At 40.4% G+C, this 26,447-nt stretch carries 30 protein-coding genes and 1 riboswitch; of the genes, 24 read left to right on the forward strand and 6 right to left on the reverse strand.

Annotated elements, in window-relative coordinates; translation table 11 throughout:
• Positions 1-49: 49 nt before the first annotated feature.
• Together ACE1TH_RS03210 and ACE1TH_RS03215 are read right to left on the reverse strand one after the other, a co-directional pair.
• On the reverse strand, positions 50-850 hold the full coding sequence (locus ACE1TH_RS03210) for a YqhG family protein (protein WP_255223426.1): 801 nt from the start codon (positions 848-850) through the stop codon (positions 50-52).
• Positions 837-2,513 (reverse strand): DEAD/DEAH box helicase, encoded by a 1,677-nt coding sequence (locus ACE1TH_RS03215; RefSeq protein WP_255223425.1) that lies wholly within the window; start codon positions 2,511-2,513, stop codon positions 837-839. The genes ACE1TH_RS03210 and ACE1TH_RS03215 overlap by 14 nt, the downstream gene beginning before the upstream one ends.
• Positions 2,514-2,671: 158 nt before the next feature.
• Positions 2,672-2,768, forward strand: a riboswitch (glycine riboswitch).
• Between the two features lie 156 nt (positions 2,769-2,924).
• Here ACE1TH_RS03215 and gcvT point away from each other — a divergent pair.
• Genes gcvT through gcvPB form a run of 3 tightly spaced genes read left to right on the forward strand, consistent with a single transcriptional unit; the run spans position 2,925 to position 6,869 of the window.
• Complete coding sequence (gcvT, locus tag ACE1TH_RS03220) at positions 2,925-4,016, forward strand: glycine cleavage system aminomethyltransferase GcvT (RefSeq protein ID WP_375078361.1); 1,092 nt, start codon at positions 2,925-2,927, stop codon at positions 4,014-4,016.
• A gap of 22 nt (positions 4,017-4,038) precedes the next feature.
• On the forward strand, positions 4,039-5,385 hold the full coding sequence (gene gcvPA / locus ACE1TH_RS03225; protein WP_255223424.1) for an aminomethyl-transferring glycine dehydrogenase subunit GcvPA: 1,347 nt from the start codon (positions 4,039-4,041) through the stop codon (positions 5,383-5,385).
• A complete protein-coding gene (gene gcvPB, locus ACE1TH_RS03230) occupies positions 5,382-6,869 on the forward strand; it encodes an aminomethyl-transferring glycine dehydrogenase subunit GcvPB (protein WP_099301269.1) in 1,488 nt (495 codons plus the stop codon). Before gcvPA ends, gcvPB begins: the two co-directional genes overlap by 4 nt.
• Positions 6,870-6,921: 52 nt before the next feature.
• Here gcvPB and ACE1TH_RS03235 read toward each other — a convergent pair whose 3' ends face one another.
• Entirely contained in the window at positions 6,922-7,308 is a 387-nt protein-coding gene (locus ACE1TH_RS03235) for a rhodanese-like domain-containing protein (protein WP_099301268.1), read from the reverse strand.
• Between the two features lie 114 nt (positions 7,309-7,422).
• Here ACE1TH_RS03235 and ACE1TH_RS03240 point away from each other — a divergent pair, with 114 nt between their 5' ends.
• A complete protein-coding gene (locus ACE1TH_RS03240) occupies positions 7,423-8,259 on the forward strand; it encodes a lipoate--protein ligase family protein (RefSeq protein ID WP_099302132.1) in 837 nt (278 codons plus the stop codon).
• A 78-nt stretch (positions 8,260-8,337) separates the two neighbouring features.
• A complete protein-coding gene (helD, locus tag ACE1TH_RS03245) occupies positions 8,338-10,641 on the forward strand; it encodes an RNA polymerase recycling motor HelD (protein ID WP_099301267.1) in 2,304 nt (767 codons plus the stop codon).
• Here helD and dat read toward each other — a convergent pair.
• Positions 10,638-11,492, reverse strand: coding sequence for a D-amino-acid transaminase (gene dat, locus ACE1TH_RS03250; RefSeq protein WP_099301266.1), 855 nt, complete (start codon positions 11,490-11,492; stop codon positions 10,638-10,640). The two genes, helD and dat, sit on opposite strands and share 4 nt — an antisense overlap.
• Positions 11,493-11,632: 140 nt before the next feature.
• On the opposite strand from dat, the gene splB reads away from it, so the two are divergent.
• From splB to ACE1TH_RS03265, 3 genes are all read left to right on the forward strand, one after another.
• The gene (gene splB / locus ACE1TH_RS03255) at positions 11,633-12,661 is read left to right on the forward strand and encodes a spore photoproduct lyase (protein ID WP_099301265.1); all 1,029 of its coding nucleotides are present in this window, start codon (positions 11,633-11,635) and stop codon (positions 12,659-12,661) included.
• 78 nt (positions 12,662-12,739) lie between these two features.
• A complete protein-coding gene (gene mntR / locus ACE1TH_RS03260; RefSeq protein ID WP_099301264.1) occupies positions 12,740-13,168 on the forward strand; it encodes a transcriptional regulator MntR in 429 nt (142 codons plus the stop codon).
• A gap of 103 nt (positions 13,169-13,271) precedes the next feature.
• Positions 13,272-14,168, forward strand: coding sequence for a patatin-like phospholipase family protein (locus ACE1TH_RS03265; protein WP_375078362.1), 897 nt, complete (start codon positions 13,272-13,274; stop codon positions 14,166-14,168).
• Between the two features lie 18 nt (positions 14,169-14,186).
• On the opposite strand, the gene ACE1TH_RS03270 is transcribed toward ACE1TH_RS03265, so the two are convergent.
• Positions 14,187-14,570 (reverse strand): hypothetical protein, encoded by a 384-nt coding sequence (locus ACE1TH_RS03270; protein WP_375078363.1) that lies wholly within the window; start codon positions 14,568-14,570, stop codon positions 14,187-14,189.
• Between the two features lie 193 nt (positions 14,571-14,763).
• Between ACE1TH_RS03270 and ACE1TH_RS03275 the strand changes: the two genes are divergently transcribed.
• From ACE1TH_RS03275 to efp, 3 genes are all read left to right on the forward strand, one after another.
• Positions 14,764-15,264: a YqhR family membrane protein gene (locus tag ACE1TH_RS03275; protein WP_255223423.1), complete on the forward strand. Its 501-nt coding sequence runs from the start codon at positions 14,764-14,766 to the stop codon at positions 15,262-15,264.
• A gap of 56 nt (positions 15,265-15,320) precedes the next feature.
• Positions 15,321-16,385, forward strand: coding sequence for a M24 family metallopeptidase (locus ACE1TH_RS03280; RefSeq protein ID WP_099301261.1), 1,065 nt, complete (start codon positions 15,321-15,323; stop codon positions 16,383-16,385).
• Positions 16,386-16,470: 85 nt separating this feature from the next.
• Entirely contained in the window at positions 16,471-17,028 is a 558-nt protein-coding gene (gene efp / locus ACE1TH_RS03285; RefSeq protein WP_099301260.1) for an elongation factor P, read from the forward strand.
• Positions 17,029-17,076: 48 nt separating this feature from the next.
• Here the strand turns inward: efp and ACE1TH_RS03290 are convergent, their stop codons facing one another.
• The gene (locus tag ACE1TH_RS03290; RefSeq protein WP_375078364.1) at positions 17,077-17,643 is read right to left on the reverse strand and encodes a shikimate kinase; all 567 of its coding nucleotides are present in this window, start codon (positions 17,641-17,643) and stop codon (positions 17,077-17,079) included.
• A 146-nt stretch (positions 17,644-17,789) separates the two neighbouring features.
• Between ACE1TH_RS03290 and ACE1TH_RS03295 the strand changes: the two genes are divergently transcribed.
• The 13 genes from ACE1TH_RS03295 (at position 17,790) to ACE1TH_RS03355 (ending at position 26,331) form a co-directional block, all read left to right on the forward strand.
• Positions 17,790-18,245 (forward strand): hypothetical protein, encoded by a 456-nt coding sequence (locus ACE1TH_RS03295; protein WP_375078365.1) that lies wholly within the window; start codon positions 17,790-17,792, stop codon positions 18,243-18,245.
• A gap of 121 nt (positions 18,246-18,366) precedes the next feature.
• A complete protein-coding gene (gene spoIIIAA, locus ACE1TH_RS03300; protein ID WP_099301257.1) occupies positions 18,367-19,269 on the forward strand; it encodes a stage III sporulation protein AA in 903 nt (300 codons plus the stop codon).
• The gene (spoIIIAB, locus tag ACE1TH_RS03305) at positions 19,263-19,778 is read left to right on the forward strand and encodes a stage III sporulation protein SpoIIIAB (RefSeq protein ID WP_255225373.1); all 516 of its coding nucleotides are present in this window, start codon (positions 19,263-19,265) and stop codon (positions 19,776-19,778) included. The genes spoIIIAA and spoIIIAB overlap by 7 nt, the downstream gene beginning before the upstream one ends.
• A 29-nt stretch (positions 19,779-19,807) precedes the next feature.
• Positions 19,808-20,014, forward strand: a complete 207-nt coding sequence (gene spoIIIAC / locus ACE1TH_RS03310) for a stage III sporulation protein AC (protein WP_038481281.1) — start codon at positions 19,808-19,810, stop codon at positions 20,012-20,014.
• A gap of 21 nt (positions 20,015-20,035) precedes the next feature.
• On the forward strand, positions 20,036-20,425 hold the full coding sequence (gene spoIIIAD, locus ACE1TH_RS03315) for a stage III sporulation protein AD (protein ID WP_099301255.1): 390 nt from the start codon (positions 20,036-20,038) through the stop codon (positions 20,423-20,425).
• A gap of 15 nt (positions 20,426-20,440) precedes the next feature.
• On the forward strand, positions 20,441-21,628 hold the full coding sequence (spoIIIAE, locus tag ACE1TH_RS03320) for a stage III sporulation protein AE (RefSeq protein ID WP_255223422.1): 1,188 nt from the start codon (positions 20,441-20,443) through the stop codon (positions 21,626-21,628).
• A 12-nt stretch (positions 21,629-21,640) separates the two neighbouring features.
• The gene (spoIIIAF, locus tag ACE1TH_RS03325) at positions 21,641-22,261 is read left to right on the forward strand and encodes a stage III sporulation protein AF (RefSeq protein ID WP_099301254.1); all 621 of its coding nucleotides are present in this window, start codon (positions 21,641-21,643) and stop codon (positions 22,259-22,261) included.
• A complete protein-coding gene (gene spoIIIAG / locus ACE1TH_RS03330) occupies positions 22,254-22,898 on the forward strand; it encodes a stage III sporulation protein AG (protein WP_099301253.1) in 645 nt (214 codons plus the stop codon). The genes spoIIIAF and spoIIIAG overlap by 8 nt, the downstream gene beginning before the upstream one ends.
• Before the next feature lie 4 nt (positions 22,899-22,902).
• The gene (locus ACE1TH_RS03335) at positions 22,903-23,457 is read left to right on the forward strand and encodes a SpoIIIAH-like family protein (protein WP_099301252.1); all 555 of its coding nucleotides are present in this window, start codon (positions 22,903-22,905) and stop codon (positions 23,455-23,457) included.
• Positions 23,458-23,565: 108 nt separating this feature from the next.
• Positions 23,566-23,913, forward strand: a complete 348-nt coding sequence (locus tag ACE1TH_RS03340) for a hypothetical protein (protein WP_099301251.1) — start codon at positions 23,566-23,568, stop codon at positions 23,911-23,913.
• Positions 23,914-24,040: 127 nt separating this feature from the next.
• Positions 24,041-24,532 (forward strand): acetyl-CoA carboxylase biotin carboxyl carrier protein, encoded by a 492-nt coding sequence (gene accB / locus ACE1TH_RS03345; RefSeq protein ID WP_099301250.1) that lies wholly within the window; start codon positions 24,041-24,043, stop codon positions 24,530-24,532.
• Positions 24,533-24,551: 19 nt separating this feature from the next.
• Positions 24,552-25,913 (forward strand): acetyl-CoA carboxylase biotin carboxylase subunit, encoded by a 1,362-nt coding sequence (gene accC / locus ACE1TH_RS03350; RefSeq protein WP_099301249.1) that lies wholly within the window; start codon positions 24,552-24,554, stop codon positions 25,911-25,913.
• Between the two features lie 13 nt (positions 25,914-25,926).
• The gene (locus ACE1TH_RS03355; RefSeq protein WP_099301248.1) at positions 25,927-26,331 is read left to right on the forward strand and encodes an Asp23/Gls24 family envelope stress response protein; all 405 of its coding nucleotides are present in this window, start codon (positions 25,927-25,929) and stop codon (positions 26,329-26,331) included.
• Positions 26,332-26,447: the final 116 nt, after the last annotated feature.

The following is a 26,447-nucleotide window of genomic DNA, read 5'->3' on the forward strand; positions in this document are numbered from 1 at the left end:
GGAGCGGAATCTAAAAGAAGCAAGCTGCCAACGCAGCTTGCTTCTTTTTTTATGATTGAAACATTTGTTGGTGCAAATAAAAGATGCCGCCATTGACAATGGATACATGTATGTGTGGCTCGTATCGTTCTTGTAACGCATCTTTTTCAGCGAAGTAGCTTTCTGGTTTATCATCAGTTCCTTCGTAAAATGATTCTAATAGTTGTTCATCGTTAGCCCATCGTGTATGTGCAGCAGCAGCCCAGTGCGTTGGTTCATTCTCAATATACGTTTTCATAACTTTTTGCAGTCGCTTTAACCCCGATTCCAATTTCACGAGAGGGGAGAGGGTGAAGCAGTAGTCTGGTATTTTAGGCGTGAGCGTGAGCTGATCAACTTTATCAAAAAATTGTGGAACAATTTGCCCGTTAATTAAATTTAACCCAAGGGACAGCAAAACATCTTTCTTTCGATCGCATTGGAAAGAAATGTTTGCATTAACCGCTAACCACGGGTGTAGCGGATGCGAACCAGTTGTCAGATTTGGAGCTGATTCATACATGCGAATGAAGGCCCCAAGTTCATTTGCTGAATCAAAGATCTGTGATAAGCGAGGAGAGCCAAAGTGGATCACTTCACCTTGCAAATCTTCTGGAATGCGATTTTGATCAGTGATGAGCGTTATCGTCATTGGATTAGGTTCGGACCCGATTTTTTCTTGATAGTGCCAATAAAACGGGCGATTCATTAACGCTTTATCTAGCTTAATTGACAGCTTAACCGTTAAATGAGCAGGGGACTCTTCAACGATTGAACTATCGTGAGCAAGAAAATAACGTTTTAAATACTGGTGAATATCAAGCTGATTCATGATCTTCCTTCTCCTCATTTTCTGACTTGAGTTCCTCTTGCGCCTCATTAATAACAGCTGCGAGATGATCGAATTTAATCTTCATTTCACCGTCTGAAGACGATTGTTCAATAATGTTATTTACATGTTCATCTAAATCTGGAAGTTCGATTTTCGCAAGAATGTCGTCTAATTGTCCGATCACCGATTCAAACAAATGTATTTTATCGTACAGCAAGTCGAGAATTTTTTGCTCAATGGTTTCTTGAACCGCAAAATTGTATATCTGAACATCATGCTGTTGACCTAAGCGATGGAGCCGACCAATTCGCTGTTCGATTCGCATTGGATTCCAAGGTAAATCGTAATTAATGATGTGGTGACAAAACTGTAAGTTGATTCCTTCACCGCCAGCTTCTGTTGCGATAAGCACTTGCGCGTGGTTGCGAAATAATTCACGCATCCAGTCTTTTTTTCCTCGCTTAAATCCACCGCGAAAGGGAACTGAACTAATATTGTGTTGTTTAAAAAACCATTGTAAGTACATTTGAGTGGCGCGGTATTCCGTGAAAATAATGACTTTGTCATCTATGGATTGAATCAATTCTAAAGCTTTTTCCGCTTTTGCGTGCCCTTCAATGGTTGCAGCTTCATTGAGCAGCGCGACTGCATTACTCGGGTCATTACCATTTTCCTGTGCTTTTTCGATTGTGTTTTTAAGCGTCATAAATACAGCTTCGCGACTTGAACACAATTCTCGTTTTAACGTTAGCAATGTAAAGTGATTCAGCCCCGCTTGATTATGCTCAAGCTTTTCATAAAATTGTCGTTCACTATTGCTGAATTGAATCGGAATGGTTTGCACAACACGTTTTGTCCACTCAATTCCCGTATCTTCACGACGATTACGCACCATTACTTGTTGAACGAGAGAGCGTAATTGTTCATCATTTTTTGCTGATCGTTTATCGGCACGGAAAGCTTTATCGAAACTCTCGATATTTCCTAAATGTCCTGGTTTTAAAAGAGAGACAAGGTTAAAGATTTCCTCAAGTTTGTTTTGTACCGGGGTAGCGGTTAACAATAAGCAGTATTTTTTCTTTAATAAACGAATGAATTCATAGTTTTTTGTTTTAGGATTTTTTAATTTATGTGCTTCATCAATGATCACCATGTCGTAAGGTTGATCCAACACAATCTCCCGGTGGGGAGGACGTTTTGCGGTATCAATTGAAGCAACCACGACATCACATTGTTCCCATACGTATGCTTTTTTTTGAGGGATCGCTGGTATATAAAACTTCGAATTGAGTTCGTTTGCCCACTGTGAAACTAATGAAGCAGGCACTAAAATAAGTACTTTTTTTACAAGACCGCGAATCATATATTCTTTTAATACAAGACCAGCTTCAATGGTCTTACCAAGGCCTACTTCGTCAGCAAGAATCGCTTTTCCGTGCATTTGCTCAATGACTGTTTCTGCCGCTTCAATTTGATGTTGAAACGGTTCGAGTTGAGGCAGATATCGTGGTGCTACCAACCCACTAAACTCTGGTATTTGTAAATGTTTTTGCGCTTCAAAAGCAAGTTTATAGGTTTCAAAGTCTGACCACGGGCCATCTTGAGCGATTTTTTCTAAAAACCGAACATTCCAATCATTATCAAAGTTAATGTTAATATCCAACGGGTTCACATCCTTTATATTTCGAAAAATATGCTGAAATTCAGAAAAATTTGTTGCGTAATTCATTGTCCGTTGGTAGGATTAGAAGTATTAACAGACTTTTTTTAGTATGTACCAAATCTGAGGTTTTAAAACGATTGTTTAATTGAATAAAGCGGGTGATGGTAAAGGGAGAGACTATGGCCAATCCGGTACATAGCGCCGAAGGAGCAAACAAATGTGAATCTCTCAGGCAAAGAAGACTTTTACTTGACGCATCTCTGGAGAGTGCTTGAGCAACGAAGCCACCTACGAAGACAATTCAGAATAAAATGAGTTCTGAATGAAACTTTCTGGTTCAAAGGACAGAGCAGACACACTGGTGTTTGCTTTGTCCTTTTTTTATTGAGAAGAGCCTTGAGGAGGGTCATAATGACGTTAAAACGAACACCTTTATTTTCTTACTATCGAAATCTTGCGAAAACCGTAGATTTTGGTGGATGGGAGATGCCAGTATCTTTTAGTGGAATTAAAGCTGAACATGCTGCCGTTCGAAAAGCTGCCGGTTTATTCGATGTTTCGCATATGGGAGAACTAGAGGTAGAAGGAACAGATGCAGAAGCGAATTTACAACGACTTTTAACGAACGATATTATGAAAATGAAAGATGGCCAAGCGCAATACAATGCCATGTGTACCGAATCAGGTGGGACGGTTGATGATCTCATTGTGTATCGACGTTCTGAAAACGCGTATATGCTTGTTTTAAATGCTGCAAATATTGATTCGGATATTGCGTGGATTAGCGATCATGTTCAGGGAGATGTAACGTTAAAGAATGTGTCTGAAGAAATGGCTTTACTTGCTATTCAAGGCCCTAAAGCGATTGAGATTGTCCAGTCTAAAACAGACGTCGATCTAAATGAAATCAAACCGTTTCGTTTTCAAGAACACGTCATGCTTGGGGCGGTCTCCGCATTTGTTTCGCGAACAGGTTATACAGGTGAAGATGGATTTGAACTTTATGTATCGAGTCACGACGCTGGAACGCTTTGGAAGGATCTATTGGAAGCAGGTGAACCATTTGGTTTACTTCCATGTGGCTTAGGGGCTCGGGATACGCTACGGTTTGAAGCAAAACTTGCGTTGTATGGGCAAGAATTAACTCGAGAGATTTCACCTATTGAAGCAGGGATTGGTTTTGCTGTCAAAGTGGATAAAGCAACCCCATTTATCGGTCAGGACGTATTGAAAGAACAGAAACAAGTTGGACCGAGTCGTAAGTTAGTTGGCGTTGAAATGGTGGGCAGAGGGATTCCGCGTCATGGTTATGACGTCTATAAAGAAAACGAAAAAATCGGATTTGTCACATCGGGCACACAATCGCCAACACTCGGAAAAAACGTCGGCCTCGTGTTAATAGAGGCAGCTTATACGACATTAGACACGGAAGTTGAGATCGATATACGTGGAAAACGGGTTCTAGCAAAGGTCGTTAAAACCCCATTTTACAAACAAAGTTAAAAGGCTGAAGGAGGAATTATAAGTGGAAGCACATCGCTATTTACCAATGACCGAGCAAGACAAACAAGATATGCTAGCAGCAATTGGTGTTCAATCTATTGACGAATTGTTATCTGATATCCCACATGAGACACGATTCACACGCAAGCTTGCCATCGAGAAAGCGTTAAAGGAGCCGGAGCTCTTATCTTTTTTTCAAGGATTGGCAAACGATAATACGTCAATTAAAGACTTTCCATCTTATTTAGGTGCTGGTGTGTACGAACATTATATTCCATCAATCGTTGATCATGTCATTTCTCGTTCAGAATTTTATACAGCGTATACCCCGTATCAACCTGAAATTTCGCAAGGGGAATTGCAAGCAATCTTTGAATTCCAGACGATGATTTGTGAACTAACAGGCATGGATTTAGCCAATTCATCTATGTATGATGGTCCGACAGCGTTAGCAGAAGCAGCGATGTTGTCTGCTGGACATACTAAAAAGAAAACCATCCTCGTTTCAAAAGCGGTTCATCCGGAAGCGAGAGATGTGTTGCGTACGAATGCGTATGGTCAAAATTTAGAAGTGAAAGAAATCGATACTAAAAATGGAACAACAGACATAGAAGCGTTAAAAACGATGCACGGAGATGATGTTGCTTGCGTGATTGTGCAACATCCAAACTTCTTCGGTAGTTTAGAATCTTTGGCGGAAATAGAAGAAATTACGCATACATCTAAAGCACAATTTGTTGTTTCAAGTAACCCTCTTGCCCTAGGCCTATTAAAGCCACCTGGTGCATTTGGCGCAGACATCGTTATTGGCGATGCGCAGCCATTTGGGATCCCGACTCAATTTGGTGGACCTCATTGTGGTTACTTTGCGACAACAAAAAAATTGATGCGAAAAGTACCAGGTCGTTTAGTTGGTCAAACGGTTGATGAAAATGGGCACCGTGGTTTTGTGCTTACATTACAAGCGCGTGAGCAGCATATCCGCAGAGATAAAGCGACATCGAATATTTGTTCAAATCAAGCGTTAAATGCGCTTGCTGCGTCCGTTGCTATGACAGCTATTGGCAAAAAAGGCGTTAAAGAAATGGCGACACAAAATGTGCAAAAGGCAAATTACTTAAAGAAACAGTTAAATAACGAGGGCGTTCTTGTTCAGCAAAACGGCGCAACCTTTAATGAATTTGTTGTCGAGCTAAACCAACCCGTTTCAACTGTCAATCAATCGTTGTTTAAAAAAGGGATTATCGGTGGATTTGATTTAGGTGAGGTGGATAAGGATCGTACTCACCACATGCTCATTTGTGTAACAGAACTTCGAACAAAAGAAGAGCTAGATCAATTCGCAAAAGAACTGGGGGCGTTTGCATGACAATTCAACATGGTGGGATGGCACTGATTTTTGAAGAGAGTAAGGAAGGTCGTTTAGGTCATAGCTTACCAGAATTAGATATTCATGAAGAGGAGATTTCCTCTATCATTCCTGAAGCGTTTTTACGAGTTGATGAGCCAGAACTTCCGCAAGTATCAGAGTTGCAAATTATGCGTCATTATACAGCTTTATCGAAGCGAAATCATGGGGTAGACTCCGGCTTTTATCCATTAGGTTCTTGTACAATGAAATACAACCCTAAAGTGAATGAAGATGTGGCTAGAATAGAAGGACTTAGTCACGTTCATCCTTATCAACCGGCTTATCAGGTTCAAGGTTCGTTAAAAATGCTTTACCAACTGCAAACGTCTCTTGCTGAAATTACAGGTATGGATGAAGTCACACTGCAGCCAGCAGCTGGAGCGCACGGGGAATGGACTGGATTAATGATGATTCGCGCCTTTCATGAAGCGAATGGCGATCATAAACGAACAAAAGTGATTGTGCCAGACTCCGCACACGGGACCAATCCAGCCTCTGCAACCGTAGCTGGTTTTGATTCCGTAACCGTAAAAACAAATGAACATGGGCTAGTCGATTTGGACCATTTACGAGAAGTTGTAAATGAAGAAACAGCTGCCTTAATGTTAACAAACCCGAACACCCTCGGTTTATTTGAAGCAGATATCGTAGAAATGGCGACAATTATTCACGAAGCAGGTGGAAAGCTTTATTATGATGGAGCGAATTCAAATGCGATACTAGGCATTACGCGACCTGGAGACATGGGCTTTGATGTTGTTCATTTAAACCTTCATAAGACCTTTACTGGTCCTCATGGCGGAGGTGGACCAGGTTCAGGTCCTGTTGGAGTGAAAAAAGAGTTAATGCCGTTTTTACCAAAGCCAATTTTAACAAAAGTAGACGATTTTTATACGTTTGATTATGATCGTCCGAAATCAATCGGTCGTGTAAAGCCTTACTACGGAAATTACGGCATTAATTTACGAGCGTATACGTACATTCGCACGATGGGCGCAGATGGGTTAAGGCTTGTTTCCGAATATGCTGTTTTGAACGCGAACTATATGATGAGACGTTTAGCGCCTTATTATGATCTTCCGTATACTCAGCATTGCAAACATGAATTTGTTTTATCCGGTAAACGTCAGAAGAAGCTTGGCGTGCGAACCCTAGATATTGCAAAACGTTTGCTAGATTTTGGCTATCATCCACCGACTATCTATTTTCCTTTAAATGTAGAGGAATGTATGATGATTGAGCCAACGGAAACAGAATCAAAGGAAACGCTGGATGAATTTATTGAAGCGATGATTCAAATTGCCAAAGAAGCAGAAGATACACCTGAAATTGTTCAGGAAGCGCCTCACCATACCGTTGTGAGCAGATTAGATGAAACGTTAGCAGCGAGAAAACCTGTTTTAAAATATGAGCAACAGCACGGAGAAGCGGTGCATTCTTAAAAAATCGTAAAAAGAAAAGCAGCTGTGAGCGACAGCTGCTTTTTCGATGCGATTATTTTTTCTTCTTTACTTTGCCTGTCCATTTACGGAAACCGCCTTTTAAATGCGAAATATCTCCAGCGCCCCGTTTCTTTTTGATCACTTTTGCTGCTTGTTTGCTACGGGCACCGGATTGACAATAAATATAGACTGGTTGATCTTTACGAATCTCATTTTGTCGCTGGCGAAGTTGAGACATCGGAATATTCCGGGCGCCTAAGATATGCCCACCATCAAATTCACGGGTTTCTCGAACATCTATAAGTTGCGCTTTTCGATAGCCTTTAATAAACTCGTCTTGAGAAAGTGTTTTTAAATATTTTGGTGTGCGTAAGCGAATCACAATAAACGTTACTAACGCTATTGTCAGTACAATAAGAATAATTGTTTGTAATTCCATAATTCTAGCGAACTCCCCTTCAATGATTCATCTTTCTTTATTATATCGAGAGGGAGCGTGTTTTTCAATCTTAAGTATGTAAGAACGAAAACTACAACAAGAAGGATGCGATTCATAATGAACGAAACGTGGCGTTTTATAAACTCAGGAAACAAAAGTCCAGCATATAATATGGCGTTAGATGAAGCTTTATTAACATGGCATAGTCGTGGAGATATTCCTCCGACGATACGGTTCTACGGTTGGAATCCAGCGACACTTTCCATTGGCTATTTTCAACAATTTGAAAAAGAAATTAATATGAACATGGTAAAGGAAAAAGGGCTAGGATTTGTTCGTCGACCGACAGGTGGAAGAGGGGTTCTTCATGAACATGAGCTAACGTATAGTGTGATTGTCTCTGAGGAGCACCCATTTATGCCGGCTTCGGTTACGGAAGCGTACCGCGTGATTTCAACGGGTTTACTAGAAGGGTTTAAACAGCTAGGATTAGAGGCGTATTTTTCTGTACCTGAAAGCGCAAAAGAAAAGGAAGCGCTCAAAAATCCCCGCTCGTCTGTTTGTTTTGATGCCCCATCGTGGTATGAGCTCGTTGTGGAAGGTAGAAAGATTGCCGGCAGTGCGCAGACGAGGCAAAAAGGGGTTATTTTACAACATGGTTCCATTGTGTTCGATTTTGATGTAGACAAGCTGTTTGACTTGTTCCATTATCGATCCGATCGCATCCGTGAGCGCATGCAGCAACAATTTCTGAAAAAAGCCGTTGCAATTAACGAGTTAAGGTCCACGCCGGTTTCAATGGAAGAAAGCATTGTCGCCTTTAAACGAGGATTTGAAAAAGGGCTACATATCACGCTTCAGCCATATACATTAACGGATGAAGAAGAAAGAGAAGTCCTGCAACTTGCTAAGGAACGTTATGAAAATGATGAATGGAATTTTCGACGGTAAAAGCTTGAACTGGCAATTTCGATTATGCTACGATAGTCGATACTGTTGAAAAAGGAGTTCGCGAAAGGACGTGTTTCTTTGCAATTTGAATTTGAACGAGCTGCTTTTATTCATGCATTTATTCGTACAAAACAAACATTAATTAAACAACAGCTTGAAGGCGTGACGGAAGACGAAAAAGAAATAAAAGAAACGTTTTGGGATAACGTAACAATGAATTTTTCCAATGCGGAAGATGCGGAAGAGACAATTTCAAGTATTCGTCAGCAAGCTGAGCTTTTACATGAACGGGAACGTAGCGAAGAAGTACTGAAAAAACAAATGCGCACGTTACGTCGACTAGCGCACGCACCTTATTTTGGGCGCATTGATTTAAAAGAGCAGGGACAGTCACAAGCTGAGCCCATTTATATTGGGTTAGCCTCTTTAATGGATGAGTCTGAAGAAGACTTTCTTATCTATGATTGGCGTGCGCCTATATCGAGTGTTTATTATGATGCTGAAATCGGTTCGGTTTCCTATGAAGCGCCTGCTGGAACAATTAAAGGGGAGTTAACGGGAAAGCGTCAGTACGTGTTTCGGAGAGGGCACTTGAAGGCGATGTTTGACACATCCTTGGCAATTGGCGATGAGCGTTTAAAAGATGCGCTAAGCGATCAAGCTTCAACGTCAATGAAGACCATTGTAGCGACGATTCAAAAAGAACAAAATAAAGCGATTCGAAATGAAAAAAATCGTTTTCTGATCGTTCAAGGTGTAGCAGGTAGCGGGAAAACATCTGTTGCGATGCAGCGAGCAGCCTATTTATTATTTCGTCATAGAGAACAGCTCGACGCACAACAATTAATTTTATTTTCCCCGAATGAACTGTTTTCGAGCTATGTCTCAACCGTATTGCCTGAACTTGGTGAAGAAAACATGACCCAGCAGACGTTAAAAGGGTATTTATATAAACGCTTAGGACATAAATTTACAGTTGAAAATCACTTTGAACAACTTGAATACATCTTGTCTAATGAACAAACCGACCGTTTTCGAACGCGTAAACGAAGCATTGAGTTAAAGTCTAGTCCGAGTTTTAAAGAACGGTTAGATGAGTGGATCGGTGCCCTCCAAATGGAAGGAGTCCTCTTTAAAGATTTACGCTTTAAAGGAAGAACGATTGTAAAAAAAGCGGACATCCAAACGTATTTTTATTGTTTGAATAACGAGGTTTCTTTACAAAATCGTTTGAAATTAACGGCGGAGTGGTTGTTAAAGGAGCTAGCTAAACAAGAAGGCAGAGAGCGATCCAGTGAATGGGTTGAGCAGGAGCGAGAGTTAGTTGATAAAGAAGCGTTAATGAAGACGTACCATCAAGTTGATGGGAAGTATCCAAATGAAGATCTGTTTGATTTAGAAGACCAACAAGAAAAGTTACTTGAGAAACAAATTGTAAAAGAAGCCTTTCGCCCACTTCAAAAACAAGTACGTTCGTTTTCATTTTTAGACATTGATCGTATGTATGAACAATTTCTCATGTCGGACATTCATGCAAATGTGGAGGGTTTTTCTCAGGTGGCTCTTTTTACGGTTCATGAACTAAAGCACAATCGGTTGCTCTATGAAGATTCTGCACCTTATTTGTACTTATTGGATCAGTTAAAAGGATTACGAGTGAATCGATCGATTAAACATGTATTTATTGATGAAGCACAAGATTACTCGTCCTTTCAGCTCATGTATTTACAAATGCTGTACCCTCGAGCTCGCTTCACGATTGTAGGTGATTATTCGCAATCGTTGAATCACCAAACTGGCACAACGGCAGATCTCTTGTCAGGCACGGGGCTGCCGCAAGAGTCAACGTATATAGAATTTCATAAAAGCTATCGGTCGACGAAACCGATTATGTTATTTTGTCGAGAGCTCTTGCCGAAACCGGAAGTAGTGGAGCCGTTTGATCGGGATGGCAAGCAGCCTACTGTTGTAAAGGCAAGCAATCAAATGACCATGATTCAACCGATGGCGGAAACGATTGAAGCGGCTCAAGACAGCGGGTATCAAACGATAGCTGTATTAACAAAAACGGCCCAAGAAGCGAAAAAAGCACACGCTGCTTTAAGTGAGTGGCTCCAAATTCAGCTCGTAACAGAAGATCACCACGAGTATGAAACCGGTATTGTTGTATTGCCAACGTACTTAGCAAAAGGGATTGAATTTGATACGGTCGTCGTTTTTAACGCCTCAGATGAAAATTATCAAACAGAACAAGAACGGCTTCATCTTTATACAGCTTGTACGAGAGCGATGCATGAGCTTACGTTGTTTACGGTTGGCGCTCCATCACGTTGGATGGAAGGCATTTCGACTTCATTCTATAAAAAACAAACGCTATCCTAGACGGAAGCGTTTGTTTTTTTTGTAACGCGTTCTTGAAATGCGTGCTGAAGTTTTTTGGTTACTGGACCAACGTTTAACGTCGTTTCAATGTCACCTTTAAATGAATGAATAGGAACAATTTCAAGTGAAGTGCTTGAAATGAAGGCTTCTTCTGCATGTAACAGCACTTCTTTTGGAAACGGTTCTTCAATAACAGTGAGTCCCAAGTCAGAAGCAATTGCTACTATTTCTTGTCTCGTAATCCCATTTAAAATGAGGTTGTTTGCAGGATGTGTATAAAGGGTTTGGTTGTTTACGAGAAATAAATTAGAAGATGAACCTTCCGTCACCCCTGTATCACGATAAAGAATGGCTTCATCGCAATCATGGTCGAATGCTTTTCGCTTTGCCATGACGTTGCCAAGCAAATTAATTGATTTGATGTCGCATCGTAACCAGCGAACATCTTCCGTCACGTATGCAGCGACACCTTGTTCTTGTTTTTGGCTGACCCCTTTATCAGGTAAATCGAATCCGAGAATGACTGGTTCTTCGTTTTTCGTATAAAGGTGGTTTCGATCCGCTACGCCACGAGTTATTTGTAAGTAGATGGATCCATTTACGGTTTGAACTTTTGTTTTGTAGTCGTGAAGCAATTTTTTTAGAATTTCTTTTTCATAAGGGATCGCTAGTTCAATCTTTGCTGCACTTTCATAAAGACGATCAATATGTTCATCTAATGTGAAAAATTCTTCGTTATAAACCCGGATGACCTCATAGACGCCATCCCCGAAATGGTAGCCGCGGTCTTTGTACGAGATGGCTACATCCGCTTCATCAAGGATTGAATCATTAAAGAGAACGTATGTCATTAAGGTGCCCTCACTTTTTATCGTATTTACTTTATTATTTTCCGTAATCCTTAACAATTTGTCAATATTGAGCAAAAGCTTTGTATGAAATTGTCTATTTTTAAGCACGCTAACACTATTCAAGTTGGAAAGGAAGTTAAATTGTGAAGCCGTTTTACCCACAACTCGTCTACATTGAGCCGAAAGCATTGGATTATCCACTAGGAAAACAATTATATGAAAAGTTTAAAGCAGAAGGGGTCGAAATTCGCGAAACCACTTCCCACAATCAAGTAAGAAATATTCCTGGCAAAAATGATAATCAAAAATATCGGAATGCAAAATCAACTCTTGTTATTGGTGTACGGAAAACGTTAAAGTTTGATACGTCTAAACCATCGGCTGAATATGCAATCCCGTTAGCAACAGGGTGTATGGGACATTGTCATTATTGCTATTTGCAAACGACCCTTGGAGATAAACCGTACATTCGAACGTATGTGAACCTAGAAGATATTTATGAATCAGCTGAAACATATATTAAGGAGAGAGCGCCCGAAACAACGCGATTTGAAGCGGCGTGTACATCTGATATTGTTGGGATTGATCATTTAACCCATTCGTTAAAAAAGACGATTGAATTCATGGGAGAGCGTGACCACGGTCGACTTCGATTTGTGACAAAATACGGTCACGTTGATCATTTGCTTGATGCCAAACATAACGGGAATACACGCTTTCGGTTTAGCGTGAACTCAGCTCACGTTATTAAATACTTTGAGCCAGGAACCTCATCTTTTTTAGAAAGAATTGAAGCCGCTGGAAAAGTAGCAAAAGCGGATTATCCGTTAGGCTTTATTGTGGCGCCAATTATTTGGCATGAAGGGTGGGAAGAAGGCTATCTTGAGCTGTTTGAACGTTTAGAAGCAATCTTACCTACGTATGCAAAAAAAGACCTTACGTTTGAAATGATCCAACATCGGTTTACGAAAACCGCTAAGCGAATTATTCAAAAACGCTACCCAAAATCAAAGCTTGAGATGGAAGAAGAAGAACGAAAATACAAATGGGGTCGTTACGGTCGAGGCAAATATGTTTATCAAGATCAACAAGCAGGTGAATTGCGTGACACGTTAACCGAATACATTGACCGTTTCTTTCCGCAAGCGAAAATTGAATACTTCACGTAATCTTCCTTGGTTCTTCCTCATCTTTTATAGTAAGATAGGATAGAATGGATATTGTCCGCTTTGGATTGGGGGGAGTCTATGCCAACACCGAGCATGGAAGATTATTTAGAACGAATTTATATGTTGATTGAAGAAAAAGGCTACGCCCGTGTATCTGATATTGCGGAGGCGCTTGAAGTCCACCCTTCTTCCGTAACGAAAATGGTTCAAAAGTTAGATAAAAGCGATTATCTTGTTTATGAACGATATAGAGGCTTAATATTAACGGCAAAAGGAAACAAAATTGGCAAACGTTTAGTATATCGCCACGAGTTACTTGAAGACTTTATGAAAATTATTGGCGTCAACGATGAACATATTTATCAAGATGTAGAAGGAATCGAGCATCATATTAGTTGGGATGCCATTGATCGAATTGGCGACCTCGTCCAATATTTTCAGGAAAAAGAAAGTCGGATCGAGACATTACGAGATATTCAAAAGAAAAACGATCAGAATGAGAATTAAACGTGCAACAAAGGTGTTTGGATCACAATCCATGCACTTTTTTTGCGTTATAGAAATGAGCCAACCCTCTTGCTACATACATTTTTAAAAAGGAGGGATTGCCTTGAAGGTGGATGCTGTTTTTGCGGGCGGAGGGGTAAAGGCCTTCGCCTTCGTAGGCGCAATTGAGGAAGCAGAACAGAGTGGACTAGAATTTGAGCGCATTGCAGGTACAAGTGCAGGTTCAATTGTCGCTGCATTTTTAATGGCTGGATATACAAGTGAGGAAATTAATCACTTATTAAACTCATTAGATGTATCGACGTTTCGAGATGAACGGCTTGCTTTCGTTCCGTTAAAAATAGCCAAATGGCTAAATTTATATTTTCGAATGGGTTTATATAAAGGAGATCGACTAGAGGAATGGCTAAAGGAACAGCTTCACCAAAAAGGCGTTGCGACCTTTAATGATTTGCCTCCAGGTTCACTTAGAATTGTTGTATCGGATGTAACGAGAGGCCAAATGGTTGTTCTTCCTGACGACTTGCCTAAGTATGGACTTGATCCAAATCGTTTTAGTGTTGCAACGGCGGTGCGGATGAGCTGCAGCATTCCTTTCTTTTTTGAACCTGTAAAGTTAAAAAGTCAAATGGTTGGCAACAATTCTTCGTATATTGTTGATGGCGGCTTGTTAAGTAATTTTCCAATGTGGATTTTTAAAGATGGTAAGCGAGGTGGCTACCGAAGGCCAGTGATTGGGTTTCAATTAGCCCCCCAAAATGGAGATAAGCATGGAAACGATATTCATAACGCCCTTGATCTTTATAAAGCGATTTTTGAGACGATGACCCATGCACACGATGCACGCTATATTAGCAGTGAGCATGCAAAAAACATTGTCTTCATTCCGGTTGAGCATATTAAGTCGACTGATTTTGACGTCACGATTGAAGAAAAACAAACGATGATTGATTTAGGAAAAGAAAAAACAGCACGGTTTCTAGCTAGTTGGACTGGATAAAAAAAGAAAAAAGCATCGCTATGCTTTTTTCTTTTTTTTAGCGTTTTTCCCTTCAATGACTGTCAAGTGTGGAGAAGAACGCCGTTTTGGTACTTTTTTAAGTTGTTTTTGATTTAAGTCTCGTTGTTTTGAAGAGGATGGCATCGATTTTTTCGTTGGCGGCTTCACCGTGCTTGTTCGCTGTGCTTTTCGGATTTGAGACCGATTGGGCGCTTTAGAGGACCCTTTTTTCACTGGAGTCCCATATCGTTTAGATAGGTAAAGGCGATACCCTAAGTAAAATACGCCTACAAATAAAGCCATCCCGCCGATCGCACTTAAAAAGTAAGGAATGTTTGAAAGAATTTGAATAAAAGCCAGTAAGCAAATGATTGGCACTAAAATCATAAATAATTTTTTCATAACGATCCCCTTCCTATAGCGTAACGCAAACGTCGTTTATTTCTACTCTTAGTATAAAGTGTTAGGCACCGTGCAATCAAGTCTATGATTCATTTCTATTTAGTATGGCTTTTAAAAAGAATTGTAAACAACCGAATAAACCAATCATGTTTTGTTTATTTTAGGACACCCTAGAACTGGAGGTGTCTTAGTAGTGAACAAAACAGATAAAGAGATTATGGATACGAAGCAGATGGGATTTCCAATGAAAGTCGTGTTGATTGGTTTTTTTGGTGGCTTAATATGGTCATTTGTCGGCTACGCCTGTTATTATTTCCATTTAACGGAAGTGGGGCCTTCTTTTGTCTTGTTGCCATGGGCATTAGGAGATTGGAAAATTGGTCATACTGGTCAAGTAGTAGGGATGGCTGTCATTGCCGTACTATCAATAGGCATTGCTTTTTTATATAAAGTTCTTTTACAAAAGGTAAATAGTATGTGGCCAGGCGTCGGATTTGGAGTCGTACTTTGGGTGATTTTGTTTTATATTCTAAATCCATTTATCGTTGATTTAGATCCTGTCCAAAGCTATTCATTAAATACAATTGTCACGACGCTATGTTTATTTATTATTTATGGATTATTTATTGGCTATTCCATTTCTTATGAGTATGCTGAACAAAAAAGTTCGATGACCCAGGGTGAGTCCGTTTAAAGCTTGTTAAAGTTGTGCTACAATTTTCTTATACGATAAAGAAAAGAGGGAATTGCATGACGATTATTCAATCTCTACAAAATAAGCTAAATGAATACAATCTTGATGGATTTCTTGTAATGAGTAGTGTGAACCGCCGCTATATTAGTGGGTTTACAGGAACGTCTGGCGCGGTTTTACTTACAAAAACAAAGGCGCTCTTCATTACAGACTTTCGTTATGTTGAGCAAGCGGAATCTCAGGTGAAAGACGCTCAAATTGTCAAGCAAACGGGAACGTTAATGCAAGAAATTTTCACTCAGGTAAACGCATTACAACTAAACAAACTAGGGTTTGAAAAAACAAAACTTACATACGCAGAATATGAACAGCTTGATGAGTTCCTTGCAGAAGTAGAACTCGTGCCTGTGGAAAACATTGTTGAATCGTTACGTCTCTTTAAAACCGATGCAGAAATTGAAACAATGAAAGAAGCGGCAGCGATTGCTGAAAAAGCATATGAACATATTCAAACGTTCATTAAACCAGGTGTAAAAGAAATCGATGTATCAAACGAGCTTGAAATGTTTATGCGTAAGCAAGGCGCCGTTTCTTCTTCATTTGACATCATTGTCGCATCAGGAGCTCGTTCAGCGTTACCCCACGGTGTCGCCTCAGATAAGGTGATTCAGTCTGGTGAACTTGTTACGCTTGATTTTGGCGCCTATTATAATGGCTATTGTTCGGATATAACGCGAACATTAGCAGTCGGTGACGTATCAGAGGAATTAAAAAACATTTACGAGATTGTTCGTGTAGCGCAACAGCGCGGGATTGATGAAATCAAACCCGGAATGACTGGTAAAGAAGCGGATGCATTAACGAGAGATTATATTACCGAACAAGGCTATGGCGAGTATTTTGGTCACTCAACTGGACACGGGTTAGGAATGGAAGTCCATGAGGCTCCTGGTGTGTCCCTTAAGTCAGACGTTGTGTTAAAACCTGGTATGGTGGTCACTGTAGAACCGGGTATTTATATACCTGGCGTTGGTGGCGTTCGTATTGAAGATGACATTCTCATTACTGAATCAGGGAATGAGCGCTTAAATTATTCAGCAAAAGATTTGATCGTGCTCTGAGAAGGAATCGGAAAAGGCGAAGACACACTCAGAAAGCTGTGGTATAGTAACTATTGGAAATAACCGCGTAAATGGAGGACTTTGAATGATTTCAGTAAACGATTTTAAAACAGGTTTAACAATTGAAGTGGATAACGGCATTTGGCAAGTTATGGAATTCCAACACGTGAAACCTGGAAAAGGTGCAGCGTTTGTACGCTCAAAACTTCGTAATCTACGTACAGGCTCCGTTCAGGAAAGAACGTTCCGCGCAGGTGAAAAAGTTGCCAAAGCGCATATCGAAAATCGTCGTATGCAGTATCTTTACGAAAGTGGCGATATGCATACATTTATGGACAACGAAACGTATGAGCAACTAGAACTACCAACGAAACAAATCGAGCACGAATTAAAATTCTTGAAAGAAAACATGGAAGTTCATGTTATTACGTTTGAAAGCGAAACGCTTGGTGTTGAGGTGCCAAATACAGTAACGCTTGAAGTTACCGAGACTGAACCTGGTATAAAAGGGGACACGGCTTCTGGTGGTACGAAACCAGCGACAGTGGAAACTGGTTTAACGGTTCAAGTGCCTTTCTTTGTAAACCAAGGAGATAAACTGATTATTGATACACGTAATTCGTCTTACGTTTCTAGAGCATAAGGAAAAAAGGTTTACGCTTAGCGTAAACCTTTTTATTTTAAGCGCGTCTTATTTTTCGAGCTCGTATGCGGTGATTAACGACTCTTTTAAATACACAGCAACTTCCTCTGCCGTTAACGAGTCTGTATGCATTTGCGAGTGGTTTAGAGCATAGGCTTCCTGTCGAGCTGTGTACAACTCTTGTAATTCTTCCGTAGATTTTCCTTTGAGTATTGGTCGATTCCCTGCTAGCATATGAATGCGATCTTGCCAAGAATCAAATCGAATATCAAGAAAGATGACTAGACAATGCTTTAAACAATAAGAGCGAATGTCTTCCTGAGTAAAAGCACCACCACCAAGGGAAATCACTTTCATTTTTCCAGCACTTTCACGCAATACATGGTCTTTCTCAAGTTGACGAAAGTAAGGTTCTCCATATTGCTCAAATAATGTAGGAATGGACATGCCTTGTGTTCGCTCAATTTCAGCGTCAATGTCAATAAAGTCACGATAAAGTTTTTTAGCAAGTAAACGACCAACAGTTGTTTTTCCAACGCCCATAAAACCTACAAGGACGATATTTCGTTCAATTAAGGGTAAATGATTCACGGTACAACACTCACTTTTATTCATTATGCTTTAGTATAGCAAGAAATGATCGGTTATGCTTGAAGAAATTACACGAATATTCTTGTTGCAACTTTAGATGGAATCGAGTAAACTAATATTACATTAATTCCGATAAAGTAGATAAGAATAATAAGAAAGGGGTATTTGTGATGAAAACGAAAATGATCGTAGGTCAGTCTCATCAAGCTGAGGGCTTAGCGAGCTACGTCGAACAGAAATTTGCGTCAGTAGAACGCCATCGGCTTGATACGCTATCCGCAGCTGAAGTGGATGATTGGAAGACCGAATCGACTCACATTCTTTTTATTATTCCAGCAAAAAAAATACCGTATCTTCAATTAAAACGTTTGTTAAGTAACATGCCTAAACAGCATAAAACGACAGCTGTTACGTTAATGACAACCGATGGGACGACAGCCCATCACGCGATTATTCAAATGTCGCTAAGGGGGCATTTCCCTTGCTATACACATATTCAACTACCAGAGTATTCAGTGCAGTTAAAAGTAAATGGACAGTTGATTGAAAATGACAAGTTTTTAAAACGGCTACGACCGTTACAGCAAATGTTTCAATCCTATACGTTCACAAAAACGGTCTCCTAAGCAGGAGGCCGTTTTATTTTGGATAACATGAGTTCTGAACTTGTCTACTTATACATAACGTAATACAAAACCTATGAAACATTTTAGGTCAAACGATTTTCCATAAGAGAGGGAAGAGCAGATGCATTCCATTCTTAATTTGCTGCCTGAACACGTAGAGGCGTACGTAAGAGACATGATGGTAAAAGATGAAAGTATAGAAGAGATTCGGTTGCGGATTCACCAACCGATTGAATGTTTATTTGCAAATGATGCGCAGTTTTCTTCAATCCGCTTCACGGAGCAAGATGCAAATTTCTTTTTGAATCAGTTAAGCGAGTACTCGTTATACGCATTCGAAGAAGAGCTTCAAAAAGGCTATATCACGATTGAAGGGGGCCATCGTGTTGGCTTAGCTGGAAAAACCATTCTTGATCAAGGGAGAGTTAAATCGATTCGGCCCATTCGTTCGTTCAATATTCGAGTCGCAAAACAAAAGTTAGGTGTGTCCGATAAACTTGTTCCTGAACTTTATGATAGCAAGACAGGGTGGCGAAATACGTTAATTGTTGGGGCGCCTCAGACTGGTAAAACAACGTTATTGCGTGATTTAGCACGAAATATAAGTGCAGGCTCAAAAAGAATCCCTGCTAGCAAAGTGGCGATTGTTGACGAACGTTCCGAGATAGCTGGCTGCATGAACGGTGTTCCACAGCACGAATTAGGAACAAGGGCAGACGTATTAGATGGCTGTCCAAAAGCAGAAGGCATGATGATGATGATTCGATCAATGTCGCCGCAAGTCATGATTGTGGATGAAGTAGGTCGAGAAGAAGATGCATATGCCATTCTAGAGGCAAGGCATGCAGGAGTCGTGTTAATGGCGACTGCACATGGTCGTTCATTTGAAGAAGTCTATAAGCGTCCAATTTTTAAACAACTTCTAAATGAACAAGCGTTTGATCGAGTGGTTGAAGTCGGGCGCACGCCCTATCCAGGTGCGATTAATAAAATTCGAATACCAACATTGGTTAAGCCATCATGAGATGGCTAGGTGCACTTTTAATTATCGGTTGTACGACTATATACGGGTTTTATCAAGCTCGTTTATTACAAGAGCGACCGCGCCATATTCGCCAGCTACGGTCTGCACTCCAGTCTCTTGAAGCGGAGATGTTGTACGGGCAGACGCCTTTGGCAAAAGCTTCACAAAATATTGCTGAGCAATTAAAAGGTCCAGTTGCCGCTTTATTTGCAACGTTTTCTCGCCGTTTAGCGGAAAAGAAAGCGACAGCAAAAGATGCATGGGAAACAGCGATTCATGATACGTGGAAAGATCTTTCTTTACAAGAAAAAGAAAAAGAGGTCTTGCTACAATTCGGTGCGACTCTTGGAACGATGGACAGGGTTCATCAACAAAAACAGTTAAAACTTACGCAGACACATTTAGAAAGAGATGAAGAAGAGGCGAAAAGCATCCAAGCGCGTTACGAGAAAATGTATAAAGCATTAGGCGTTTTAGCTGGTTTGTTAATCGTCATTCTCATGATGTAGTGGAGATGGACTAAAGGAGGAACAGTGACGTGGCCTACGATGTAAATACAATCTTTCAAATAGCTGGAATTGGCATTATTGTCGCCATGCTCCATACAGTACTTAAACAAATGGGAAAAGAAGACTGGGCTCACTGGGTGACGTTAATTGGATTCGTTGTCGTCCTTTATATGGTGGCGACGATTGTCGATGATTTATTTCAAAAAATTAGAAGCGTGTTTTTATTTCAAGCTTAAGAAGAGCGGAGGGGATCAGCGATTGAAATCGTACAGATTGTCGGTTTAGGTCTTATCGCCACGTTCTTAGCTTTAATTGTGAAAGAACAGAAGCCTGTTTTTGCGTTTCTGTTAACGATGTTTGTAGGCGCGCTCATCTTTTTATTTTTACTAGATGAAATTGCGAGTGTGATTCAGCTTATTCAAGACTTGGCCGCACAAGCTAATATTCATACAGTTTACTTGCAAACAATTTTAAAAATCATTGGAATTGCCTATATTGCAGAATTTGGTGCGCAAATTTCACGGGATGCTGGTCATGCAGCGATAGCGAGCAAAATTGAATTAGCTGGAAAGATTTTTATACTCGTTCTCGCGATTCCAATCATTAAAGCAGTGATTGAGATGATACTCGCTCTACTCCCGTCGTAAGGAGGACAAGCATAATTGAAAATCAAAGCCGCTTTTATCATTGTCATTCTTATGCTTTTTTTTCCTGTTTTTCAGCAGACAGCATTCGCCGCTGAAGAAGACCCGAACGAGGCGATCAATGAACTTGTTGAGGAACAAATCGACTTATTAAAAATGGATGAAGTGCAAGCGTACTGGAATCAAATTGTTGATGAGTACGGTGGTTTTTTACCTGAAAGTCAAAAAGGTTCTTTCACTGATTTTTTAACTGGTGAAAAGACGTTTGATTTAAAAGAATGGTTTATCGGTTTTTTGAAGTATTTGCTGCATGAGCTTATTTTGAACGGGAAATTACTCGGAATGATTTTATTGTTGACGATTTTTTCTTATATCCTGCAGTCGTTTCAAAATGCTTTTGAACAACATACTGTTAGCAAAACCGCATATGCTGTCACCTTACTCGTGTTATGCATGATCGCTATGAACGGGTTTCATAGTGCCATGACCTATGCCATAGAAGCGATTGATACAATGGTCCATTTCTCCATAGCCCTCTTACCGATGTTAATTGCGTTAATGGCTTCGTTAGGCGGGCTATCGAGTTCGGCGCTGTTTCATCCTGTCATCATTTTTCTCGTGCATACGAGCGGCATTCTAGTTAAAACGTTTGTCTTGCCGATGTTGTTTATATCAGCTGTGCTTGGGATTGTCAGCACCTTTTCAGACGATTATAAAGTGACAAAATTAGCGACTTTATTTCGAACCGTTGCTTTAGGTTTACTTGGCGTCTTTATGACCGTTTTTCTTGGAGCAGTTTCCGTTCAAGGGACGACGGCTGCAGCAGCAGACGGGTTGACGCTTAGAGCCGCTAAATTTATAGCAGGTAACTTTATCCCTGTAGTTGGACGGATGTTCACAGATGCGACAGACACGGTCATGAGTGCTTCATTATTACTGAAAAATACGATTGGCATGGGCGGCTTAGTGATGTTGCTCGCAATTTGTGCATTCCCTGCAATTAAAGTTCTGTCGATCGCCTTGATTTTTCAACTATCGGCAGCGGTTTTACAACCATTAGGAAATGGAGCCATTATTGAGTGTTTATCTATTATTGGCAAAGCGGTCATGTATATCTTTGCAGCAATGGTATTAATTGGGTTTATGTTTTTTCTAGCGATTACGATTATGGTTGCGGCGAGTAATATTGCATTTATGATGCGGTAAGGGAGTGATGACATGGACTTTATTAATGAGTGGATCACGTCGATTGTCATTCTGATCATTTTAGCGGTTGTCTTAGAAATGGCTTTACCGAACACCAACTTAAAAAATTACGTAAAAATAACGGTCAGCCTGTTGTTGCTCCTTTTCTTACTGCAACCTGTGTTAAAAATTTTTTATGAAGACCCTGATGAATGGCTACATACCGTTATTCAACAAGACTTAAGAGCGGAAATGGATATGGAGGAAGAAATAAATTCTCAAAAAAAAGATATAGAAAAGTTCTTTGATGCATATACATCTGAACAAGTGGCTGTCCAATTAAAAGACCAAGCAAGTAAAGACTTGAAAGATGAACTAGATGTCATGGTCACGGACCTTTCTCTGGTGCAAGGTAACGATGGGGAATTCACGCATATCGAAGTGGCCATCGCCCCTTATCAAGAAGGCGAGGGTACAAGCACAGCGCAATCAGGGGATGTTAAACCAGTTTCCATTGTTATTGGGGAGACGGAACCTGAGGAAGAAGCACGGTCTTATGAAGATGAGGACGTAATCTCCATGTTAGCAACCATTTGGGAAGTGCCGAGTTCAGTCATTACGCTTAGAGAGGAAGGGGGATGGGTGAATGAATAACGAAGCGAAAGATACGGATTGGTTTAAGAAATGGTTGCCGAAACAGCCCGATAAAAAAAAACGCAAAATTTCGCCCAGGTATATTTTACTCTTAGGCGGCATAGGCGTCCTGTTCATGCTTTTCGGTCAACTGTATCAACCAGATTCAGGTGACATTCCAACTGTTGCACCTGAAGAGGACGAAGAAGCAGTACCAACGTTTGCAAGGGAATCAGAAAAAAACTCAATGGAAGATTATGAGATGCGTTATGAAAACGAGTTAAGGGATTTATTAGCTGAAATTGTTGGCGTAAACGCTGTTTCGGTTAATGTGAATCTTGCTGATTCAGAAAGAAATGTGTACGAGACCAACGTTCGATCAGGAAAACAAACAACTTCAGAAACGGATCGAGAAGGCGGTACTCGTCAAGTAGAAGATGTACAGGAAGAAGAATCCGTTGTGATTATCCGAAACGGAGATAAAGAAGAAGCGCTCATAAGTTCTACGGAAAAACCGACAGTCGCAGGCGTACTTGTTGTAGCTGAAGGCGTGGAGAATGTTCAAGTGAAAGCGTTTGTTATTGAAGCCGTCACACGCTTACTAGACGTTGCGCCACATCGTGTCTCCGTATTACCAAGAAAAATCGAGGAGGAATAAAGAAATGGTCTTAAAAAAACAAACAGTCTGGTTGCTAACAATGTTAAGTTTAATGCTTGTACTAGGTGCTTATTACGTCATAAATGATTCAGATGATCAAGCAAGCTCTGGATCGATGATGGATGAAGCCCGTCAAATCGTTGATGAACTTGGTGATGAAGAAGGGGAAGACGAAACGAATGATGATCTTCTTAGCCAAGTGTCTGGTAGCGATACAATGACTGAAGCGCGTTTAAAGCGTGATGAAGTGCGTTTAAAAGAAGCAGAACAATTTTCTCGTGAAGCGTCGAGTGAAGAAAGTTCAGCAGATGAAGTAGTGGAAGCAAACGATCGTGCGCTTGACGTTCTAGCATTTACAGATGTGGAAGAACAGCTTGAAGAATTAATTAAAGAAATTGGCTATTCAGATGCGCTTGTTATGACAGCGGATGATAAAGTAGAAATTATGGTGCAAGCCGATGCTCTTTCCAAAACGGAAGCTCTTACCATTATGTCTTTAGCTCGTGAAGAACTAAGTTTAACTGAACAAGATCAAGTATTAGTCAAACATGGAGAATAAAGGGAAGAGAGCTTGAAGCAATTCAAGCTCTCTTTTAGATTGAGCATGCAATCACTCTTCACACATGGTATAATACAGCAATGTAGAATGAAACAAGGAGAGATTGTAATGGATTGGTCCGATTTAACTGAAGGGGCAAAGGCTGTCCTTGAGCAAACAAGAAACATTAAAAACGATCACATACAAATTGTAGAATTTGAAGTAGGGTTCGCAGAAGAAGTGGAAGATGAAGATGGGGACTCCTATAAAGTGTCTATTCAAGAAGAAGACTACGCAAATTTAAAACAGTATACGCAAGAAAATGAATATGGCGATAAGTTCCATATGGCAAGAAATAAAAATATCGTCAAGATTATTGTGCTTGAAAATGGAAAGATTCCGGACAACCTCTCCGAATTTCCAGTATTTCGCCAATATAAAAGTGAAGCAAACAATCCAACAGAACCAGCTGAGTAAAGAGGGGAAACCCTCTTTCCTCTTTGTTTACAATGAGAAAGATACATAAAGGAAATGACGTTGCTAATAGAGAAGTAGTAAATTGAGTTTGTTCAATGATATGAACGAAATAAGGAGTTGTATTGCTATGTTAAAAGTTGAAGAAATTAAAAGTTTAATAGATGCACTGCATGAATCGTCCATTAATGAGTTAGAATTAGAACAAGACAATGTGAAACTTTCATTAAAAAAACAAGTCGCTGTTCAAGTTGCCGAACAACCTCTCCAGGTTGCAGCTCAACCGTCTGCTAAAAGTGTACCGACTCACGATACACGAGTGGTTGAAGAGACAAATGTTGAGACAGAAACGGTAGTGGAAACAAAAGAAGACAACAAAAATTTAATTACCGTGACATCGCCTATGGTAGGAACGTTTTATTCGGCGCCTTCTCCAGATGCCGACCCTTATGTACAAGAAGGAGATGCGGTTAATGAAGATACTGTCGTCTGTATTGTAGAAGCGATGAAGCTAATGAATCCAATCGTATCTGAAACAAAAGGGAAAATTGTAGAAATCGTTGCCGAAAACGGTGAGCTTGTAGAGTATGGTCAGCCATTAATGGTTGTGGAACGTCAATAACTAGGGGCGAGGACACGTTATGATAAAAAGAGTCTTAATTGCAAATCGAGGAGAAATTGCGGTACGTATTATCCGCGCATGTAAGGAGCTAGGGATTGAAACCGTTGCAGTCTTTTCTGAAGCAGATGCAGATGCATTACACGTGCAATTAGCAGATGAAGCATTTTGTATCGGACCGACGGCCTCAGCAAAAAGCTATTTAAACTTTACAAACTTAATGAGTGTCGCAACGCTTACAGAGACGGACGCGATCCACCCAGGTTATGGATTTCTTTCGGAGAATGCCAATTTTGCAGAAATCTGCGGGGATTGCAACATTACGTTTATTGGGCCGAGTCCTTCGGCAATTAGCAAAATGGGGACAAAAGATGTCGCGAGAGAAACGATGAAAGCTGCTGGTGTACCAGTTGTTCCCGGTTCTGAAGGAATTGTTGAATCATACGAAGATGCCAAAGAAGTTGCGAATACCATTGGATACCCAGTGATTATTAAAGCGACTGCTGGCGGTGGCGGAAAAGGGATTCGCGTAGCTCGTGATGAAAAAGAATTGAAATCTGGGCTTGAAGTGACGCAACAAGAAGCAGCTACTGCTTTTGGAAATCCTGGCGTTTATTTAGAAAAATATATTGAAGATTTTCGTCACGTAGAAATTCAGGTTCTAGCAGATAATTTTGGGAATACGATTCATTTAGGTGAGCGCGATTGTTCGATTCAACGTCGATTGCAAAAACTTGTTGAAGAAACCCCGTCTCCTGCACTAACGTCAGAGAAACGTGCGGAAATGGGAGAAGCGGCAGTAGCGGCAGCAAAAGCGGTAGAATACTCAGGCGCGGGCACTGTCGAATTTATCTATGACCACCATACTGGGAACTATTACTTTATGGAAATGAATACTCGGATACAAGTTGAACATCCGGTAACCGAAATGGTTACAGGAATAGACTTAGTAAAAGAGCAGATTCGCATAGCAAACAATGAGACACTTTCCGTCAAACAAGAGGAAGTAACGTTTAAAGGTTGGTCCATTGAATGCCGAATTAACGCCGAAAACCCATTTAAGAATTTTATGCCATCTCCTGGAACGATCCAAGACTATTTAGCACCTGGTGGATTTGGCGTGAGAGTTGATTCAGCAGCTTACCCTGGCTATAAAATTAGTCCGTTCTATGATTCTATGATTGCCAAAGTGATTACTCATGGTGAGACAAGAGAAGAGGCGATCGCCAAAATGAAGCGAGCTCTTGAAGAATTTGAAGTAGACGGAGTGGACACAACGATTCCATTTCATTTACATTTGTTTAATCATGAGAAGTTTATTTCAGGGGATTTCAATACGAAATTCATTGAAGAATATGAAGTGATGCCAGCGAAACAATCGTAAAGGAGTGTTAAAGATGGAAGATCATCAGTTATTAGAATTAGATGAAGAAAAAAGCGGGTTAGGGAAAGTCGAAATTTCACCTGAAGTGATTGAGGTCATTGCAGGTATTGCTACTCAAGAGATTGAAGGCGTAGCGGCATTACGCGGCAATTTTGCTGCTGATGTTGCAGAGCGTTTAGGCCGTAAGAATCATGGTAAAGGTGTAAAAGTAGATTTAAATGAAGAAGGCATTAATGTTGATGTTTCCATTGTTATTGCTTATGGAGCATCTGTACCTGAAGTCGCAAAGTTAATTCAATTAAACATCCAGCAAGCCCTTGAAACGATGACTGCGATTCAGCTTACAGAAATTAACGTTCATGTCGTAGGCGTGTATTTTGATACACCAAATGCACCAATTGAAGAAGAAGTTGAATAACGATTCACCGATGATATGGAGAAGAGAATCGACCATGGTCGATTCTCTTTCTCTGTGTTTTTACGTATAGCAGGTTTTACGTTATAATGAAAAGCATAAATGAAAAAGGAGTTAAC

The organism is Shouchella sp. JSM 1781072 (assembly GCF_041949915.1).
In the GTDB taxonomy this organism is placed as follows: Bacteria; Bacillota; Bacilli; order Bacillales; family Bacillaceae_D; genus Shouchella.